We start from the raw sequence: 17,618 nt of genomic DNA, 5'->3' as shown, positions 1-17,618 counted from the left end.
GGCCCCACCGTGCCGCAACGAGCGGCTCCGCCGACGACGACGTCTCGCTACAAGGGGTTTCACCATGGGTTTCACGACGGGGAAGTTTCCCCCGGTCGATCCGGACACGTTCCTGGACGAGCCGCTGTCGGAACGGACGAGGACGCTCGCGCTGCACTGGGTGCAGTACGGGTTCGGATCGCCGGCGATGATCCCGCTCGTCTACGTGCTCAAGCTGCTGTTCCTCTACATCCTGGCCGGGACGGCGCTCATCACGTGGACGTCCGGTGTCGGCCCGTTCTGGGACGTCGCGGGCTGGTGGGACGAGCCGATCGTCTACCAGAAGCTGGTGCTCTGGACCGCGATGCTCGAGGCCGTCGGGGTGGCCGGCTCCTGGGGCCCCATGGCAGGCAAGTTCACGCCGATGACCGGGGGGATCCTGTTCTGGGCACGACCGGGCACGATCCGGCTGCGCCCGTGGAAGGCGGTCCCGGGCACCGCCGGCGACACCCGCACGGTTCTCGACGTCGCGCTCTACCTCGCGTTGCTCGCCTCGCTGCTGGTCGCGATCGTGCTTCCCGGCGTGCCGTCGGCGTCGCTGAGCGCCGTGCTGCCGGACGACACCGCAGGACTCGTCGCTCCCTGGCTGATGATCGCTCCGGTCGTCCTGCTGGTGCTGTGCGGCCTGCGCGACAAGACGATCTTCCTCGCGGCCCGGAGCGAGCAGTACCTGCCGGCCATGCTGTTCTTCGGTCTCCTGCCGTTCGTCGACATGATCGTCGCGGCGAAGCTGCTGATCTGCACCGTCTGGATCTGCGCGGGCATCTCCAAGTTCGGGCGGCACTTCACCAACGTGATCCCCCCGATGGTGTCCAACAGCCCGTGCATCCCGTCGACGTGGATCAAACGGATGCACTACCGGGACTTCCCGCGCGACGTCCGCCCGTCCCGGCTCGCGACGTTCATGGCGCACGTCGGCGGCACCACCGTCGAGATCATCACGCCGCTGGTGCTGCTGTTCTCCACGAACCACTGGCTGACCCTGGCCGGGGTGGTCCTGATGGTGGTGTTCCACCTCTTCATCACCTCCACGTTCCCGCTGGCGGTCCCGCTGGAGTGGAACCTGCTGTTCGGCTACCTGACGATCTTCCTGTTCCTCGGGTTCCCGAACGAGGCGGGTTTCGGGCCCGCCGACATGTCCTCCCCGGCTCTGACCCTGGCGATCGTGGCCGGCCTGGTGGCGTTCCCGATCCTCGGGAACCTGCGCCCCGACCTGGTGTCGTTCCTCCCGTCCATGCGCCAGTACGCCGGAAACTGGGCCTCGGCGCTGTGGACCTTCACCCCGGGTGCCGAGGCGAAGCTCAACGGCCTGCCCCACCGGCCGACGAAGAACCAGATCGACCAGCTGCAGGCGTCCGGCTACGCCCCCGCTGCCGCCGAGATCACCCTGCAGCAGACGATCGCCTGGCGCTCCCTGCACTCCCAGGGCCGCGGCCTGTTCTCGGTCCTCGGAGCCCGGCTCGACGACATCGAGTCGCGCACCGTGCGCGAGGCCGAGTTCGGGTGCAACTCCGTCATCGGGTTCAACTTCGGCGACGGGCACCTGCACGACGCCGACCTCATCGACGCCATCCAGAGGAGGATCGGGTTCGCACCCGGCGAGTTCGTCGTCGCCTGGGTCGAGTCCCAGGCCATCCACTCGAAGGTCCAGCACTACCAGCTGATCGACGCCGCGCTCGGAGTGATCGAGACCGGGTACTGGAACGTCGCCGACGCCGTCGCGGAGCAGCCCTGGCTGCCCGACGGCCCGATCCCGCTCACGGTCACCTGGCGTGCACCGGAGCGCGCCGACGAGGCCGGCACCGGGAGCGCACCCGTCCTGACCACCGGTTCCGAGGAGGAATCATGACCGGAGCGCTGCAGGGCCGGGTCGCGGTCGTGACCGGCGCCGGGAAGGGGCTCGGCCGGGCCGTGGCCGAGCGGTTCGGAGCCGAGGGCGCGACCGTCGTGGTCTCCGACATCGACGGGGACGCCGCGGAGAGGGTGGCCGCCGGGATCCCGGGGGCCTCGCACCGGCCGTGCGACGTCCGTGACGAGCAGCAGGTCCAGGACCTGGTCGCCGCGACCGTGGACCGGCACGGCGGGCTGCACGTGCTGGTGCCCAACGCCGGCGTCGGGAAGGCCGAGGCACTGCTGCAGATGGATCTGGCGGCCTGGCGCGCGGTCACGTCGGTGAACCTCGACGGTGTGTTCCTGTCGATCCGCTACGGCGCCCCCGCGATCATCGCCTCGGGCGGGGGCACGATCGTCACCCTCGCCTCGGTCACCGCGACGACCGGGTCCGCCCTGGTCGGGCACTACGCCGCGGCGAAGGCAGGGGTGGTCAACCTGACCAGGACCGCGGCCACCGAGCTGGGGCCGCACGGTGTGCGCGTCAATGCGTTGCTCCCCGGCTTCGTCGACACCGATCTCGTCACGTCGGCCGCCCCCGACTTCGAGGCGGCGCTCGGTCTGCCCCCCCGGCGGGTTCGACGGCCTCATCGAGCAGAAGCAGGGGCGCTACGGCACGCCCGGTGAGATCGCCGAGGCGGCGCTGTTCTTCGCCTCCGACCGCTCCGCCTTCTGCAACGGCAGCGGCCTCGTCCTGGACGGCGGCCTCCACGCCTCCCTCCTCTGACCCCCGGCGTTCCCGATCCCCCAGGAGTACGACATGACCCCACTGCCGTGGGCAGGACCGTCCTGCCAGCCGGCCGAGGCGGGCGGATGAGCACCGCGACCGTCGTCGGGGCCGGGCCGAACGGCCTCGTGGCGGCCGCCGTCCTGGCCCGGGCCGGGGTCGAGGTGACCGTGCTGGAGGCCGCCGCCGAGATCGGGGGCGGCACCCGCACGGTCGAGGGCATCGTGCCGGGCCTGCTGATCGACCACTGCTCGGCCGTGCACCCCATGGCGGTCGGTTCGACGGTGCTGCGCGAGCTCGGCCTGGAGCGGCACGGGCTCCGATGGCGCCTGCCCGAGATCGACTGCGTCCACCCGCTCGACGGCGGCGACGCCGGTGTCCTCCACCGGTCGGTGGAGGACACCGCGGACGGGCTCGGGCCCGACGGACGGGTGTGGCGGGCGCTGCTGGCCGGCCCGTCGCGCGGCTACGACACGCTGGCCGAGGACGTGCTGGGTCCGCTGCTGCGGGTGCCGGCGCACCCGCTGAGGCTGACCCGGTTCGGGGCCCCGACGGTGCTCCCGGCCGAGGTCCTCGGCCGGGCGTTCCGTACCGAGCGGGGCCGGGCGCTGTTCATGGGTACTGCGGCGCACGCGTTCCGGCCGTTGAACCGGCCCCTGTCGAGCGCGATCGGGATGGGGATCCTGACGGCCGGGCACCGGCACGGCTGGGGGGTCGCCGAGGGTGGCTCCCGGGCGATCACCGACGCCCTCGCCGCGTCGCTGGGCGAGAGCGGCGTGACGATCGAGACCCGGACCCCGGTGAGCTCGGCCGACGAGCTGCCGCCCACCGACATCACGATCTGGGACGTCGGTCCCGACCGGCTCCCCGCGCTGCTCGGCGACCGGCTCCCGCCACGCATCGCCCGCGCCTACCGGCGCTTCCGGTACGGGCCGGCCGCGTTCAAGGTCGACTACGCGGTCCAGGGCGGCATCCCCTGGACGCGCCCGGAGGCGCGCCTGGCCGGCACCGTGCACGCCGTCGGCTCCGCCGGGGAGAACGTGCACGTCGAACGCGAGGTGCACGCCGGCCGGATGCCCGGGCGACCGTTCGTCCTGGTCGGACAGCAGTACCTCGCGGACCCGACCCGCTCCGCGGGCGACGTGCATCCCGTCTACGCCTACGCCCACGTCCCGTACGGCTACACCGGCGACGCCACCGAGGCGATCACCGCGCAGATCGAGCGGTTCGCGCCCGGGTTCCGGGACCGCGTCGTCGGGACCCTGCGCACCGGGCCACGGGAGTTCGCCGGGAACCCGAACTTCGCCGGGGGCAACATCCTCACCGGCGCCAAGGACGTCCGGCAGCTGGTGTTCGGGCCGCGGACGACGCTGCAGCCCTACGACACCGGGGCACCCGGTCACTACCTCTGCTCGGCGTCGACGCCGCCCGGACCGGGCGCGCACGGGATGTGCGGGGCACACGCCGCCGCGCGGGCGCTGACGCGGCTGGGGCGGTGAGCGGTGTCCGGACCTGCCGGGGCGTCCCCGCCCGACTCCGTGACGGCCCGCGCGCCGGCGCGCCCGGTACCCGCCACCTCCGCGTCCGCTCGCGAGGGCACGACCCTCTGGCGCTCGGATCTGCTGTCGGACTGGGCCCGCTTCCCCCTGACACCGCTGGCCCGGACGATGGGGCCGATCGCCACGGCCGACGCCGCCTGGTCCGAGCTGGCGGACACGACCACCGGTCGCCCGGCGGTCGTCGTCCGGGACGGTCAGGCATGGCTCGACGCCGACGTCGCCGGACCGCGGCGGGCGGGCCGGCCGGTCACGGACGGGCTCCGCAGCCTGCACACCGAGGTGGACGCCGTGCGCGAGCGGCTACCCCGGATCGGACGGTCCGCCCAGCGGTCCGGTCCCACCGCGAACCGGTGCCGCGACCTCCTCGTCGAAACCGTCGCGCTGTCGGCGCCGGCGGTCCGTGCACTCGCGCACGCCGAGTACCGGCTGCTCGCAGCCGGCTCACCGGCGCCTCAGGTCGACGAGTCGCTGGTGGGCGGCCGCTCGTGCCGGCTGCTCGACGCGCTCTGGGAGGTCAGCCGGGTCGTCGCCCGCAGCTCCGACGGCGCGCTCCTGCTGAGCCGCGGGTTGCCGGGCCTCGGCGGCCGGCTCGGCACCGACCACCCGGGACCCGCCCGCGAGGTGTTCCGCGCCGTCCGGTCCCTGCTCGACCACCACGGGCATCTCGGCGCTGCACCCTGGGACCTCGGCGTGCCGAGCTGGCGGAGCGACCCGTCCGGGATCCTGGCCCTGATCGACCGGCTCCGGACGGTCCCGGACGACCACCCGCCTCCCGTCGTCCGGCGGCCGAGCACGCCCCCCGCCGCGGCGGGGGAGCTCGGCGGCTGGGCCACGCTCCGAGCCGATGCCATGGACATGGTCTCCCGCATCGTCGCCGTGCAACGGACCATCGTGCGGCAGGCCGGGCGGGCCCTGCAGGAGGACGGCCTGCTGTTCGACGCGGCGCACGTCGCCATGCTCGACGGCGACGAGCTCGTCGGCTGCGTGCCGGAGGACGTCTCCCTCCGGACCTACGACCACAACGCGCTGGACCTGTGGCTCCCGCCGCGGGAGATCGTCGGGCCGGTGCCGGCGGCCGTGCGGTGGATCCACGCGCGGGACGTCCCCCGCCTCGGGCCGGGCGAGGTCGTGCACGGCAGCGGGACCGGCGGCCGTGTCCGGGGCCGGGCGACCGTGCTCCGATCACCGGCCGGGGCGTCGCGCGTCCGTCCCGGTGACGTCGTCGTCGTCGCGAGCGGCGGGGCGGAGTGGCTCCCCGCGGTCCTGCTCGTCGGGGCGGTCGTGGTCGATGCCGGTATGTCCTGCTCGCCGCTCGCGGCCCTCTGCCGGATGTCCGCCGTCCCGTGCGTCATCGCCACGGAGACCGCGACCGTCCGGATCCGGGACGGCGACGACCTCGTCGTCGACGGTGCGCTCGGGACGGTGACCCGCCGGCGGGGCTGAACGGGCCCGTCGCACCGCCCGGCGCGAGGGTGAGCCCGCGCCGGCCGGCGTGGAGTCACATCGCCAGCAGGACGTACGCGACCGGGACGGCGCCGCTCACAGCCGCCAGGAACGCGGCGGCGAGGGTCAGGACGCGGCTCGTACGGACGGGCGAGGTCGCGGTGTCGGGGGAGGTGCGGGGCAGTGCGGTCATTGCTTCTCTCTCATCGTCTCGGTGCGGATCGTGCTGACGCCTGGTGCATCGCGCAGGTCCGTTGCTTCGTTCCCGTTGTGCGAGGTGTTCTGCCTCTCCTCGCCCCGACGGAGTACCCGCGCCCACCTACCCGGTCCCGGCCGGGCGTGGACCACCCGCCGGGACTCGGTCACCCGTCGTCCCGGCGACACGGGTCGCGCATGCCGAGCAGCCCGGCCGCCAGCTCCGCGTAGTGGGCGCCGAGCTCGTCGGGGGTCCAGCGCCCGCCCGGCTCGTACCAGCGGGCGACGTCGATGCCCAGCGAGAGGATCGCGGCGGTCGCGGCCCGCTCGTCGGGAACCGACAGGACGCCCGCGGCCGCCCCGCGCCCGACCAGGTCGCGGACGGTCCGCTCGGTCTGCCGGCGCAGGTCGAGCACCTCGGCGCGATGGTCCCCGTCGAGTGCCCCCAGCTCGTACTGGACCACCCGCGCGAGCGTGCGGTGTTCGGCGTGCCACCCGGTGAAGGCACGCACCAGGACGTCGAGTGCCCGCCCGGGATCCGGGTCCGCGGCCGCCTCCCGAACCAGCGCGAGCGCCAGTGCGTGCCCGTGCCGGGCGAGGGCGAAGAGGACCTCCTCCTTGGAGGCGAAGTGGACGTAGAGGGCCGCGGTGCTCAGCCCGGAGCCCTGGGCGATGTGCCGGAGGCTGGTGCCGTGGAAGCCGCGCTCGGCGAACGAGTCCAGCGCCGAGGCCGCGATGCGGCGTTGCGTCGCATTCGGCCACGCGGCCCAGGGGTCCTGTGCCGCGGGCATCGCCTTGACCGGATCCGTCACGGCTCCGTAGCTTACTGATCGATCAGTAAGTTGGTGGCCCGCTTGTGAGGGAACGACGATGCCGCACGCCCGCGACCTGATCCTGTCCCGGCAGGATCTCCACTTCCTCCTCCACGACTGGCTCGACGTCGAGGCGCTCACGACCCGTCCGCGGTTCGCCGACCACTCGCGGGAGACCGTCGACGCGGTGCTCGACCTGGCGGCGGAGATCGCCACCGAGAAGTTCGCCCCGCACAACCGGCGCAACGACGTCGAGGAGCCGGTGTTCGTCGGCACCGACGGTGTCGGCCGGGTGGAGCTGCACGACGAGGTCGCCCCCGCCCTCCGCGCGGCCGCGGAGGCCGGGTTGCTGTCCGCGACCATGGACGAGGCGGCGGGCGGGCTGCAGCTGCCGCACGTCGTCGGCGTGGCGGTGCAGGCGTGGTTCCACGCCGCCAACGTCGGAACCTGGGCCTACGCGATGCTGAGCGTCGCGAACGCGAACCTGCTGCTCGCCCTCGCGGACCCGGCCCTGGTCGAGCGGTACGTCCCGCCGATGCTGGAGGGCCGGATGCACGGCACCATGTGCCTGTCCGAGCCGCAGGCGGGGTCCTCGCTCGCGGACATCACCACCCGGGCCGAGCTCGCGCCGGACGGGACCTACCGGGTCACGGGCACCAAGATGTGGATCTCGGGCGGGGACCACGAGCTCGGCGAGAACATCGTCCACCTCGTGCTGGCGAAGGTCCCGGGCGGACCGGCCGGGGTCAGGGGGATCTCGCTGTTCCTCGTCCCGAAGATCCTTCCCGACGGCCGCCGCAACGACGTCGCGCTCGCCGGGGTCAACCACAAGATGGGCTACCGGGGCACGGTCAACACGCTGCTCGCCTTCGGGGAGTCCGGCGGCGCCGTCGGGCACCTCGTCGGCGCGGAGGGCCAGGGCCTGGCCGCCATGTTCCTGATGATGAACGAGGCCCGGGTCGGCGTCGGGGCCGGTGCCGCCGCCCTCGCCTGCACCGGCTACCTCAAGTCCCTCGACTACGCCCGGAGCCGGCCGCAGGGCCGTCCGGCGGGGGAGAAGGACCCGTCGTCGCCGATGGTGCCGATCGTCCGGCACGCCGACGTGCGCCGGATGCTCCTGGCGCAGAAGTCCTACGCCGAGGGCGCCCTCGCGCTGGTCCTCTACTGCGGCCTGCTCGTCGACGAGGAACGGACCGGCCCCGACCCGGAGGAGGCCCACCTGCTGCTGGAGACGCTGACCCCGATCGCGAAGAGCTGGCCGTCGCAGTGGGGGCTCGAGGCCAACGCGCTGGCGATCCAGGTGCAGGGTGGTTACGGCTACAGCCGCGAGTACGACGTCGAGCAGCACTACCGCGACAACCGGCTCAACGCGATCCACGAGGGCACCCACGGGATCCAGGCGGCGGACCTGCTGGGCCGCAAGGTCGTGATGGCCGGTGGGGCCGGGTTCGCCGCGCTCCGGGCCCGGATCGCCGACACGATCGGCCGGGCCGGGGCCGACCCCGCGACGTCGGCGATGTCGGAGCAGATGCAGGGCGCCCTCGACCGCCTCGTCGAGGTGACGGCGATCCTGCACGCCCACCCCGACGCCGAGGAACGCCTCGCCAACGCGAGCGTGTACCTCGAGGCGGCGGGGCACGTCGTCGTCGCGTGGCTGTGGCTGGACCAGGTCCTCGCCGCAGCCGGCCGCGACGACGACCTCGCCCGGGGCAAGCGGGCCGCGGCGCGGTACTTCTTCCGGTTCGAGCTGCCCCGGGTCATGCCGCAGCTCGACCTGCTGGCGTCGCTGGACCGCACCACGCTGGACACCGACCCGGCCTGGCTCTGAGACGCGGCGGAGCCGCTGCCGCCGACGCCACGACCATCCCGCCGGGCGGGGCGGCGCTCACCCGGCGTGGCCGCCCGAGCGGTCCAGCCAGGCGGCGACCGCGTCGACGGACACCCGGATGTGCGCGGTCATGAGCTCCCGGGCCCGGGCCCCGTCGCCGTCGAGGACCGCCTCGGCGATCGCGTCGTGCTCGGCGAGGTTGCGGGCCAGCAGGCGGGAGTTCCCCGCATAGGCTCCGAACGAGATGTTGTGCGGCAGCCGGCGCCTGAGCTCCGCGACGGTCAGCGACAGGTACTTGTTGCCGGCCGCCTCGAGGATCACCGAGTGGAACTCCCCGTTCGCCGCCGCCCACTCCTGCGCGACGTCCCCGTCGACCGTCCCGTCGACGATCTCGCGGAACCTGTCCCACGCCGTCCGCAACCGGGCCGAGAGCCGGTCGTCGATGCGGTCCGCCGCCCACTGCGCGGCCATCCCCTCGAGCTCGGAGCGGACCTCGCCGATCAGGCGGATGTCGCCCGGGGACTGGCCGTTCACCCGGGCCCCGCGGTTCGGCACGATCGTGACGACGTCGCGCTCCGCCAGGATGCGCAGGGCCTCCCGGACCGGTGTCCGGCTGATCTCGAACTCCTCGGCCACCGCGCTGTGCCGGATCCACGTGCCGACCGGGATCGTGCCGGCGATGATCCGGCTCTGCAGCGCCTCCGCGACCCGGTCGCTGAGCGAGAGCCCGTCGTCGGTGAGCAGGTCGGACTCCACGGCTTCCCCTGGGATCGAGCAGAAGGTGCAAGAAAGAACCTACTGCATCCCATTCAGCGCGCCGCGTCCTCCCAGACCTGACGGAGGAACGAGATCGCCGGCTCGACGACCGCCGGTGAGCCGAAGACGTCCGCCCCGTGCCCGGCGCCCTCCACCAGGGTCAGCTCGCTCCGCCCGCCGGCCAGGCGTACGGCGTCGTGCAGCAGCTCGCTCTGGCTGTGCGGCACGACCTCGTCGGCGGTGCCGTGGGCGAGCAGCAGCGGTGGGACCCGGGTGGCCCGTGCGGCGGCCGCCGGCAGCGACCCGTGCTCCAGCGGTGACAGGTCGCCCTCACGGGTCACCCCGAAGAAGTTGCAGGCCGTCGTCCACCACATGGCGAGCCGGTCGGGATCGGCGGGCTGTCCCAGCAGCGCCGGGAAGTCCACCGCAGGGTAGTGCAGGACCACCGCATCCATCGTCGCCGCGGCACCGGCGAGCTCCGGAACGGCGTGACCGATCGACGCACCGTCGGTGAACGCGGCCCGGCCCACCAGGTAGGCGCCCGCGGAGCTGCCCCAGCCGGCGACGCGTGCCGGGTCGAGCCCGTACCGCCGGCCGTGCGCGCGGACCCAGCGCAGCGCCGTGATCACGTCCTCGACGGGTTCGGGGTACCGGGCCTCGCCGGACAGCCGGTAGGCCAGCGACACGACCGCGATCCCGTGCGACGGCAGCGTCCCCCACGGCCCCATGCGGGGCACGCCGGCGATGAAGGCGCCGCCGTGCGCGTAGACCACGACGGGGAAGGGGCCGTCCCCGTCGTCGGGCACGTGCACGTCGACGGTCAGCGGCCGCCACCCCGGGATCGTCGCGACCGTGACGTCCGGATAGGACCGGCAGCCGGGGAGGGCACGGACCTCCACCGGCTCGGCGAACCCGGGCGCGACCAGGTCGAACGGGCGGACGACCCCCGGGCGGGGCCGGTCGTCGTGGAGCACGGGATCACGTCCTTCTCGGGTCGTGGGGTGGCGGGGCGGTGGTTCATCGGCCGACGGCGTAGCCCTGCGCCCCTCGCGGGTTCGCGGCCGCACCGACCAGGCCCGAGCGGCGGTCGTGCCAGGCCGCGGAGAGCCGGCCGAGCGCCCAGTCGCCGGCCCGGGTCACCACGTGGCCGCGCGCCACCAGCTCGTCGACGACGGTGTCGCCGAGACGGTCCTCGACGCTCAGGCCGCCGGGTTCCCAGGCCCGCGGCCAGAAGCTGGAGACGTAGCCGGTGGTGTGGACCGCGGGTGCCTCGACGGCGTGCTGCGGGCTCGACCCACCGACGACCGTGCGGAGCAGGAAGCCGAGCTGCCACTGCTCCTGCTGGTCGCCGCCGGGGGTCCCGAGGGCGGTCCACCGGTAGCCGTGCCGGACCAGGGTCGGCGACAACGTCGTCCGGGGTCTCCGGCCCGGACCCAGTGCCGCCGGGCTGGCCGCGTCGAGCCAGGTCATCTGGAGCCGGGTGCCGAGACAGAACCCCAGTTCCGGGATCGCCGGACTCGACTGCAGCCAGCCGCCCGACGGGGTGACCGAGACGACCGCGCCCCACCGGTCGACGACGTCGACGTGGCAGGTGTCCCCGCGGGTCTCGCCGTCGTCGCGGACCGTCGGTTCGCCCGTGGTCACCGACGCACCGGACGCCTCGGAGCCCGCTCGCCGCAGCGGTGGGAGCCACGGCCGGCGGGCGCCGGGCAGGTGCCCCGGGCGGAACTCGTGCGAGGCCACCTCCGCGACCTGCGCGCGCCGTGCCGCGGCGTACTCCGGCGAGAGCAGCGTCGCCAGCTCGTGGCGCGGCGTCGCGTGGCCGTACCAGGCGTCCCGGTCTGCCAGCGCCAGCTTGAGCGTCTCGGCGACCAGGTGGACGCCCTCGGCGGTGTCCGGGTCGAGCCGCGCGTCGCCGACGCCGTCCAGGACGGACAGGGCCTGCAGGAGCGCCGGGCCCTGGCTCCAGGGCCCGGCCTTGTACACCCGGTGTCCCCGGAACGTCACGCCCACCGGCTCCTCGAGGTGCGCGCGGAAGCCCGCCATGTCGGCACCGGTGAGCACGCCGTGGTGCGACGACCCCGACGAGTGCCGGTGCGCGGTCGTGGCGACGAACTTCTCCACGGCGTTCGCGACGAAGCCCCCGCCCCAGACCCGGCGGGCGTGCTCGATCACCCGGGCCCGGTCCGCGCCGGAGCCCGCACCGTGGACCGCCTCGTCCCGGATCCGGCGCAGGGTCGCCGCGTAGGTGGGGTTGGCCAGCACCTCACCCGCGACGGGCACGCGGCCGTCGGGGAGCCAGAGCCGGGCCGACGACGGCCACCGGTCCCGGAACAGGTCGCTCACGGCGCCGATCACCGCCGCCGTCGTCGGGAGCAGGGGGACGCCGCGCTCCGCGTAGCCGATCGCGTAGTCGAGGACGTCGCCCAGCGGCCAGGTACCGAACCGGGCCAGCATCAGCAGCCACGCGTCCACGGCACCCGGGACGGCGGCGGCCAGCGCCCCGGCTCCCGGCACCGCGTCGAGCCCCTCGGCACGCAGGTGCCCGATGCTCGCCGCCGCCGGGGCGGGGCCCTGGCCGCAGACGACGCTCGGCTCGCCCCCGGCCGGCTTCACCAGGCCGACGAGATCGCCACCGGGCCCGTTGAGATGGGGTTCGACGACGTGCAGCACGAACCCCGCGGCGGTGGCCGCGTCGACCGAGTTGCCGCCCCGCTCGAGCACCGACTGCGCCGTCGCCGAGGCCAGCCAGTGGGTCGACGCCGCCATCCCGAACGAGCCGACGAGGTCCGGACGTGCCTGCATCGCGGTCATCCGCGACGTCCGCTCACCCGGGCGGCGGCCGCACCCGCGACCGCGGCCAGCACCACGACCACGGGCATGGAGGCGATCACCGGGGAGGCGCTCCCGGTGACCTCCTCGTAGTTCACGACGATCAGGAACAGCGCCGCGAGCAGGCCGAGACCGGCCAGGACCGGTGCCACGACCGTGGACCACGGCGAACCGGTGACGATGCCGCGGGCCCGGGCCGCGAGCAGGCTCACGCAGCAGCCCGCCATCATCGCGACCAGCGAGATCGAGGTGATCCCCGAGACCGCGGGGAACAGGTTCACCAGCGGGTCGGCCCCGGCCAGCGCGAACGGCACGAGCAGGACGACGGCGACGACGCCGACGACGACGCACCCGACGTAGGGGGTCTGGTAGCGGCCGTGTGTGCGGGCCAGCGCCCGGGGCAGCAGGCCGTCGCGACCGAGCGCGAACAGGTAGCGGATCGCGAGGTTGTGGAAGGCCACCGCCGCGGCGAGGAAGCTGATCGCGATCAGCACGCCCAGCAGTGGTCCGGACCAGGGACCCAGGTAGCGGTCGGCGGCCTGCACGACCAGCGAGCCGGGATCCGCTGCGGCCGCGGCGGCGACGTCGTCGAACGCGGCGACGAGCGTCCAGGTGCCGAGGACGAAGACGCCCAGCAGGAGGCCGAGCGCCGCGTAGGTGGCGAGCGTGATGCTGCGGCTGGGCGCGTGGGTCTCCTCGCCGTAGGCGGCGGTGGCCTCGAAACCGCCGAACGAGAGGAGGCAGAAGACGAGGGTCAGGGCGAGCCCGGGGCCGAACCCCGCCGCCGGGGACAGCATCGCGCTGTTCGCCCACGCACCCGGACGCTCGACGAGGACCGCCAGCGCCAGCAGCCCGATGATGCCGAACTGCAGCACCGAGACGGTCGTCGTGACCCGCTGCGCGATCTCCACGCCCCGCAGCCCGAGCGCGACGGTGACCGCCAGCGCCCCCACCGAGAACAGCCACCAGGGCAGGTCCACCCCGGTCACCGACGACACGGCGAGCCCGGTGAAGTAGCCGGCGGCCGCCACCATGCCGCCCGCCGCGAGGGTGTAGGCGAGCGTCGCGACGAACGCGACGCTCCCACCGGCGCCCCGGCCGAGCCCGAAGGCCACGAAGGCCTGGTACGCGCCGGCGCAGGTCACGTGGCGGGCGAGCACCAGGTAGCCCGCCGAGAACACCGCCAGCAGTACCCCGGTCAGGATCATCACGAGCACGACGGCCGGGCCCACCCCCATGCCGAGGCTGAGCGAGATGTTCGACGACATCGCCGTCAGCGGCGCCGTCGCGGCGACCACCATGAACACCATGCCGGGCGCCCCGACGGCTCCCTTGCGCAGCTGTCCCGCGGTGGTCCCGCTCGTGGCCGTCACCGCGCACCGCCCGGTGCAGCCCCGGCGGCCGCCTCGGCCCGCCGCAGCAGGGCGTCCCGTCGTCCGAGGTCGGTCTCGGTCGCGGGGACCATGATGTTGCTGTTGCCGTCGACGCCGTCCTGGGCACGCTCGACCAGCGGGCGCTGGTGCGTCTCGTACTCGGCGAGGGCGGCGGCGAGGTCGTCAGGGGACCGGGTCACGGCCTCGGCCAGGAACCGTGCCCCGGTCATGGCCAGGCTGGTGCCCATGCCGGAGAGCAGCGCGGCACAGTGTGCGGCGTCGCCGACGAGTGCGACCCGTCCACGGTGCCAGGAGGCCATCCGGGTCTGGCTGATCGAGTCGAAGTAGAAGCCGGGGGAGTCCGGGTCCCGCAGCGACTCCCGCAGTCGGGGCATCTGCCAGGCGTCGTCGCCGGCGAGGACGTCGCAGACGATGTCCCGCTGCGCGGCGAGGTCGTGGACGTCGTAGCTCAGCCGTGGACTCCGGAACATCGTCATCCCGAGCGGACGGTCGGTGTCGTCGCGGACGAACGCCGTCCGTCCCGGGGCGCTGTACATGCCCGGGGCCCACCGTCGCCGGGGGTCCAGGGACACCAGGGCGACGTAGAGGCCCAGGTGACGGACGAACCTCTCCTCCTCGCCGAAGACCATCCGGCGCACCGCGGAGTGGAGTCCGTCCGCGCCGACGACGAGGTCGTACCGCTCGGCCGACGCCGGTGTCGTGACGGTGACGCCGTCCTCGTCCTGGACGATCCCGGTGATCTCGGTGCCGAAGACCAGGCGGGCGCGCGAGCCGAGGGAGTCGACGGCGTCCCGGAGGGCGGCGCCGAGCCGGTCGCGGCCGATCTCGACGTCGTCCGGGCTCTCGTTGCCGAACCAGGCGATGGCGAACCGGCCCCGGACGGCGCCGTCGGCACCCACGACGTCGTACGGGGCGGGGGGCCGGATCTGCTCGGCGCGGATCCGGTCGAGGATCCCCATCCGCCGGGCGGTGTCGAGTGCGGGGCCGCGGACGTCGATCGGTGCGCCGCCCCGCCGGATCCCCGGCGCCCGTTCGACGACGGCCACGTCGTGGCCGAGGCGGGCGAACCAGTAGGCGGCCGAGAGTCCCGCCATGGCGGCGCCGCAGATCAGTACCTTCATCCGAGCGCTCCGATCAGGACGGGGGATCGTCGGGCCCGGCGGTCGACAGGCCCGGGTGGCTGATGCGGCCGCGGTCGTTGGTCTGCGCGTCGAGGGTCACCGGGCTCGGGGACTCCTCGCCGATCAGCTCGACGACGTAGTGGGTGACCGCCGTGGAGCCGGCGTTCCGGATCCGGTGCGGGGTCATCGGTCCGCCCGACCCGACGGTCTTGAACATGCAGAAGCCCGGCTCGGCCGACTGGCGCACCGGCCAGGTGTCGTCGCCGAGCTCCTGAGCCTCCGCCTCGCCGGCGTCCGGCCAGATCACCAGGTGGTCGTGGTGGTGCTGGTGGAAGTCGAACATCCCTCCGTCGGCCTCGAGGGTCATCGACCACACGCGCACCCGGTCGTTCTCGAAGATCAGGGTGTCGCCGGGGGTGGGTGGGTAGGAACTCACGGCTCTCCTTCACTCAGGTGCGATGCAATGTAGCCAGTAATGGATGCAATGTGAAGGTGTCCGGTCGCGCCGGTTGCGGAGGGAGCCCGACCCGCCGGTTCCGGGCGGCGGCAGGAGCGACGGGCACGGAGGGCATGGCCACGGCGTGGCCGCGGCCCTGCGCGACGACGTCGGCACGCCACGACGGGACGCCCGGCCGTCGGCGCCCGGCGTGCCCGGCCGGGGCGGGACCGTCCGCTCCCGTGGCCCGGTCAGGCGGGCCGGCGGGTGAACTCGTTCCGCAGCGACACGATGCGGCCGTCCGGTCCGACGGTCGCGCACTCGACCCCGGCCGCCGTGACGACGGAGCCGTCGGCGACCCGCGCCGCGCACGCCCACGTCGCCTCCTCCCGGCCGTCGGCGAGGACCCTGGTGTTCCAGTAGTGCGTGGCCTCGACGTGGACGGTGACGAAGTCCCGGTACAGCTCGCGCAGGGCGTCGCGGCCGCGGACGGGGACGTCGTCGAGCTGCACCACGGCGTCGGGGGCGAAGACGTCGAGGAGGTCGTCGAGGGCACCGTCGTCGGCGACGGCCCGGTCGGTCGCGGCGATGTAGCGGTCGAGGGCGAGCGGCGGTGTCGCGGGCATGTCGATCTCCTTCACGGAGGTGCTGGTCGTGGACGGGATCCGGACGCGACGATACGGGACCGTCCCGTCCCACGGTACGGTCGTCGCCGGACACCGGTCGCGTCCGTGAAGGAGATCGACATGCCCGTCCCCGCCGTCGTGATCGCCTCTGCCGAGCACGCCGAGGCACTGCGTGTCCCGCTGCGCCGCTACGAACACGACTACGACGTGCGCGTCGCGGGGTCCTCGGTCGGGGTCCTCGCCGTCGTCGACGAGATCACCGCCGCGGGTGCCCAGGTGGCGATGATCGTGCAGGACGGCGAGCTGCCCGACGCCGATGCGCTCGCGGCCTTCACCGCCTGGCGAGCCCGGGTGCCTGCGGCGCGGCGGGTGCTCGCCCCGCCCTACGAGCAGTTCATGGCCGAGCTCCGCACGTCGGAGCGGGGCCTGCGTGCGGCCCTGGGCGCCGGTGTGTTCGACGCCTACCTGCTCATGCCACGCGGCCCACGGGACGAGGAGTTCCACATCGCGCTCACCGAGCTGCTGTCCGACTGGGGCGCCACGACCGCCGATCCCGAGGTCGCGCTGATCCGGATCGTGGACCCCGGCGCCGATCCCCTGACCGCTGCCGTCCGCGAGCTCACCGAACGCATGGGGATGCCCACCGAGGTCGTGTCGCCCGACAGCGACGCCGGCCGGGCCGTCCGCGCCGCCTGCACCGCGACCGGCGGCACGGTCGGTTACCCCCTGGTCCAGGTCTTCGACCAGCCACCGATCGTGCCGAGCGCCCCGGCGGACGTCGCGGCCCTGCTCTACGGGGCGCCCGGCGACATCACCGACACCGTCGACCTGGCGGTCGTCGGGGCCGGTCCCGGCGGGCTGGCCGCCGCCGTCTACGGGGCCAGCGAGGGCCTCACCACGGTCGTGCTCGACACCGACGCCGTCGGCAGTCAGGCCGGCACCAGCTCGATGATCCGCAACTATCTCGGGTTCCCGCGCGGCATCTCCGGCATGCGCCTCGCGCAGCGCGCACGGACCCAGGCGAGCCGCTTCGGTGCGCGTTTCCGCGTCGGCTGGGAGGTGCGGGGGCTCGTCCGCGGTGCCGACGGGCTCCACACCCTGCACACCACCGGCGGTGAGGTCCGCGCCCGCGCCGTCGTCCTCGCCTGCGGTGTCGCCTACCGGACGCTCGGGGTCGACTCCCTCGAACGGCTGGTGGGACGGGGCGTGCAGTACGGCGCCGCGATCAGCACCGCCCGCGACACCACCGGCCACGAGGCCGTCGTCGTCGGCGGCGGGAACTCCGCCGGCCAGGCGGCCATCCACCTGGCGCGCTTCGCCGCCTCGGTCACCGTGGTCGTGCGTCGCGGGGGACTCGCCGACACCATGTCCGACTACCTGCTGCGCGAGATCGAGTCCCACCCGCGGATCGGGATCGTCACGCGCAGCCAGGTCGTCGACGGCGGGACCGACGAGCGGGGTGCCCTGTCCTGGGTCGCGCTCCGCCACCTCGACACCGGCGAGACCACCCGGCGCGAGGTGCGGGGGCTCTACCTCCTGCTCGGTGCCGACCCGCACGGCGACTGGCTCCCGCCGGAGATCGACCGCGACGGCCGGGGGTTCGTCCGCACCGGCCGGGACCTGCCCACCGAGTACTGGGTCGACGGCCGGCCCCCGGCCGACCTCGCCACGAGCGTCCCCGGGGTCCTCGCCGTCGGTGACGTCCGTGCGGGCTCGATGAAGCGGGTCACCTCGGCGTCGGGGGAGGGTGCCTCGGTCGTCCCGATGGTGCACGCGTACCTGGCGGCGACCGATGCGGGAGCCGGTCGCGGATGACGGCCCGTCGTCGCCGTCCCTGACGTCGCCCGGTAGCGCCGCATCGCGGTCGTGGTGACTCCGGAGGGACCGTCCACCCCGCCGGTTCACCTACCGTTGCGAAGTAGTTTGCAAGTAGTGCCCTGTCTGCAAGACATCGTGCAGC

At 74.1% G+C, this 17,618-nt stretch carries 16 protein-coding genes; 7 read left to right on the top strand and 9 right to left on the bottom strand.

Features of this window, described 5'->3' with window-relative positions; genetic code table 11:
• Positions 1-64: 64 nt before the first annotated feature.
• The 5 genes from AD017_RS00795 (at position 65) to AD017_RS00780 (ending at position 5,658) form a co-directional block, all read left to right on the top strand.
• Complete coding sequence (locus AD017_RS00795; protein WP_060572278.1) at positions 65-1,888, top strand: DUF3556 domain-containing protein; 1,824 nt, start codon at positions 65-67, stop codon at positions 1,886-1,888.
• A complete protein-coding gene (locus AD017_RS00790) occupies positions 1,885-2,556 on the top strand; it encodes an SDR family NAD(P)-dependent oxidoreductase (RefSeq protein ID WP_255358476.1) in 672 nt (223 codons plus the stop codon). Before AD017_RS00795 ends, AD017_RS00790 begins: the two co-directional genes overlap by 4 nt.
• Positions 2,519-2,656: an SDR family oxidoreductase gene (locus AD017_RS37300; protein ID WP_349675491.1), complete on the top strand. Its 138-nt coding sequence runs from the start codon at positions 2,519-2,521 to the stop codon at positions 2,654-2,656. Before AD017_RS00790 ends, AD017_RS37300 begins: the two co-directional genes overlap by 38 nt.
• Before the next feature lie 86 nt (positions 2,657-2,742).
• On the top strand, positions 2,743-4,155 hold the full coding sequence (locus tag AD017_RS00785; protein ID WP_060572276.1) for an NAD(P)/FAD-dependent oxidoreductase: 1,413 nt from the start codon (positions 2,743-2,745) through the stop codon (positions 4,153-4,155).
• A gap of 3 nt (positions 4,156-4,158) precedes the next feature.
• Entirely contained in the window at positions 4,159-5,658 is a 1,500-nt protein-coding gene (locus tag AD017_RS00780; RefSeq protein ID WP_145982613.1) for a PEP-utilizing enzyme, read from the top strand.
• A 55-nt stretch (positions 5,659-5,713) separates the two neighbouring features.
• On the opposite strand, the gene AD017_RS35100 is transcribed toward AD017_RS00780, so the two are convergent.
• Both AD017_RS35100 and AD017_RS00775 read right to left on the bottom strand, forming a co-directional pair.
• On the bottom strand, positions 5,714-5,851 hold the full coding sequence (locus AD017_RS35100) for a hypothetical protein (protein ID WP_168170481.1): 138 nt from the start codon (positions 5,849-5,851) through the stop codon (positions 5,714-5,716).
• Between the two features lie 169 nt (positions 5,852-6,020).
• Entirely contained in the window at positions 6,021-6,665 is a 645-nt protein-coding gene (locus tag AD017_RS00775) for a TetR/AcrR family transcriptional regulator (protein ID WP_227012625.1), read from the bottom strand.
• Between the two features lie 58 nt (positions 6,666-6,723).
• Between AD017_RS00775 and AD017_RS00770 the strand changes: the two genes are divergently transcribed.
• The gene (locus AD017_RS00770) at positions 6,724-8,493 is read left to right on the top strand and encodes an acyl-CoA dehydrogenase (protein ID WP_060572272.1); all 1,770 of its coding nucleotides are present in this window, start codon (positions 6,724-6,726) and stop codon (positions 8,491-8,493) included.
• A gap of 57 nt (positions 8,494-8,550) precedes the next feature.
• Here AD017_RS00770 and AD017_RS00765 read toward each other — a convergent pair whose 3' ends face one another.
• From AD017_RS00765 to AD017_RS00735, 7 genes are all read right to left on the bottom strand, one after another.
• On the bottom strand, positions 8,551-9,249 hold the full coding sequence (locus AD017_RS00765) for a GntR family transcriptional regulator (protein ID WP_060572270.1): 699 nt from the start codon (positions 9,247-9,249) through the stop codon (positions 8,551-8,553).
• Between the two features lie 53 nt (positions 9,250-9,302).
• A complete protein-coding gene (locus AD017_RS00760; protein ID WP_227012624.1) occupies positions 9,303-10,223 on the bottom strand; it encodes an alpha/beta hydrolase in 921 nt (306 codons plus the stop codon).
• Between the two features lie 43 nt (positions 10,224-10,266).
• Positions 10,267-12,063, bottom strand: coding sequence for a gamma-glutamyltransferase family protein (locus tag AD017_RS00755; RefSeq protein WP_060572267.1), 1,797 nt, complete (start codon positions 12,061-12,063; stop codon positions 10,267-10,269).
• A complete protein-coding gene (locus AD017_RS00750) occupies positions 12,060-13,454 on the bottom strand; it encodes an APC family permease (RefSeq protein WP_060572259.1) in 1,395 nt (464 codons plus the stop codon). Before AD017_RS00750 ends, AD017_RS00755 begins: the two co-directional genes overlap by 4 nt.
• Positions 13,451-14,596 (bottom strand): FAD-dependent monooxygenase, encoded by a 1,146-nt coding sequence (locus tag AD017_RS00745; protein WP_060572257.1) that lies wholly within the window; start codon positions 14,594-14,596, stop codon positions 13,451-13,453. The genes AD017_RS00750 and AD017_RS00745 overlap by 4 nt, the downstream gene beginning before the upstream one ends.
• A 13-nt stretch (positions 14,597-14,609) precedes the next feature.
• Positions 14,610-15,032: a hypothetical protein gene (locus AD017_RS00740; RefSeq protein WP_010228702.1), complete on the bottom strand. Its 423-nt coding sequence runs from the start codon at positions 15,030-15,032 to the stop codon at positions 14,610-14,612.
• 251 nt (positions 15,033-15,283) lie between these two features.
• Positions 15,284-15,658: a nuclear transport factor 2 family protein gene (locus AD017_RS00735; protein WP_060572255.1), complete on the bottom strand. Its 375-nt coding sequence runs from the start codon at positions 15,656-15,658 to the stop codon at positions 15,284-15,286.
• A gap of 120 nt (positions 15,659-15,778) precedes the next feature.
• Here AD017_RS00735 and AD017_RS00730 point away from each other — a divergent pair, with 120 nt between their 5' ends.
• A complete protein-coding gene (locus tag AD017_RS00730) occupies positions 15,779-17,473 on the top strand; it encodes an FAD-dependent oxidoreductase (RefSeq protein ID WP_060576161.1) in 1,695 nt (564 codons plus the stop codon).
• The last annotated feature ends 145 nt before the right edge of the window (positions 17,474-17,618 follow it).

It is taken from the genome of Pseudonocardia sp. EC080619-01 (genome assembly GCF_001420995.1).
Taxonomy (GTDB): Bacteria; Actinomycetota; Actinomycetes; order Mycobacteriales; family Pseudonocardiaceae; genus Pseudonocardia.
The sequence above is the reverse complement of the archived record's forward strand: the minus strand, read 5'-3'. Positions and strand labels throughout refer to the sequence as shown.

Coding starts and splice junctions, on each gene's coding strand:
- AD017_RS00795 (WP_060572278.1), top strand. CDS start 65: ATGGGTTTCACGACGGGGAAGTTTCCCCCGGTCGATCCGGACACGTTC.
- AD017_RS00790 (WP_255358476.1), top strand. CDS start 1,885: ATGACCGGAGCGCTGCAGGGCCGGGTCGCGGTCGTGACCGGCGCCGGG.
- AD017_RS00785 (WP_060572276.1), top strand. CDS start 2,743: ATGAGCACCGCGACCGTCGTCGGGGCCGGGCCGAACGGCCTCGTGGCG.
- AD017_RS35100 (WP_168170481.1), bottom strand. CDS start 5,851: ATGACCGCACTGCCCCGCACCTCCCCCGACACCGCGACCTCGCCCGTC.
- AD017_RS00770 (WP_060572272.1), top strand. CDS start 6,724: ATGCCGCACGCCCGCGACCTGATCCTGTCCCGGCAGGATCTCCACTTC.
- AD017_RS00755 (WP_060572267.1), bottom strand. CDS start 12,063: ATGACCGCGATGCAGGCACGTCCGGACCTCGTCGGCTCGTTCGGGATG.
- AD017_RS00745 (WP_060572257.1), bottom strand. CDS start 14,596: ATGAAGGTACTGATCTGCGGCGCCGCCATGGCGGGACTCTCGGCCGCC.
- AD017_RS00735 (WP_060572255.1), bottom strand. CDS start 15,658: ATGCCCGCGACACCGCCGCTCGCCCTCGACCGCTACATCGCCGCGACC.
- AD017_RS00730 (WP_060576161.1), top strand. CDS start 15,779: ATGCCCGTCCCCGCCGTCGTGATCGCCTCTGCCGAGCACGCCGAGGCA.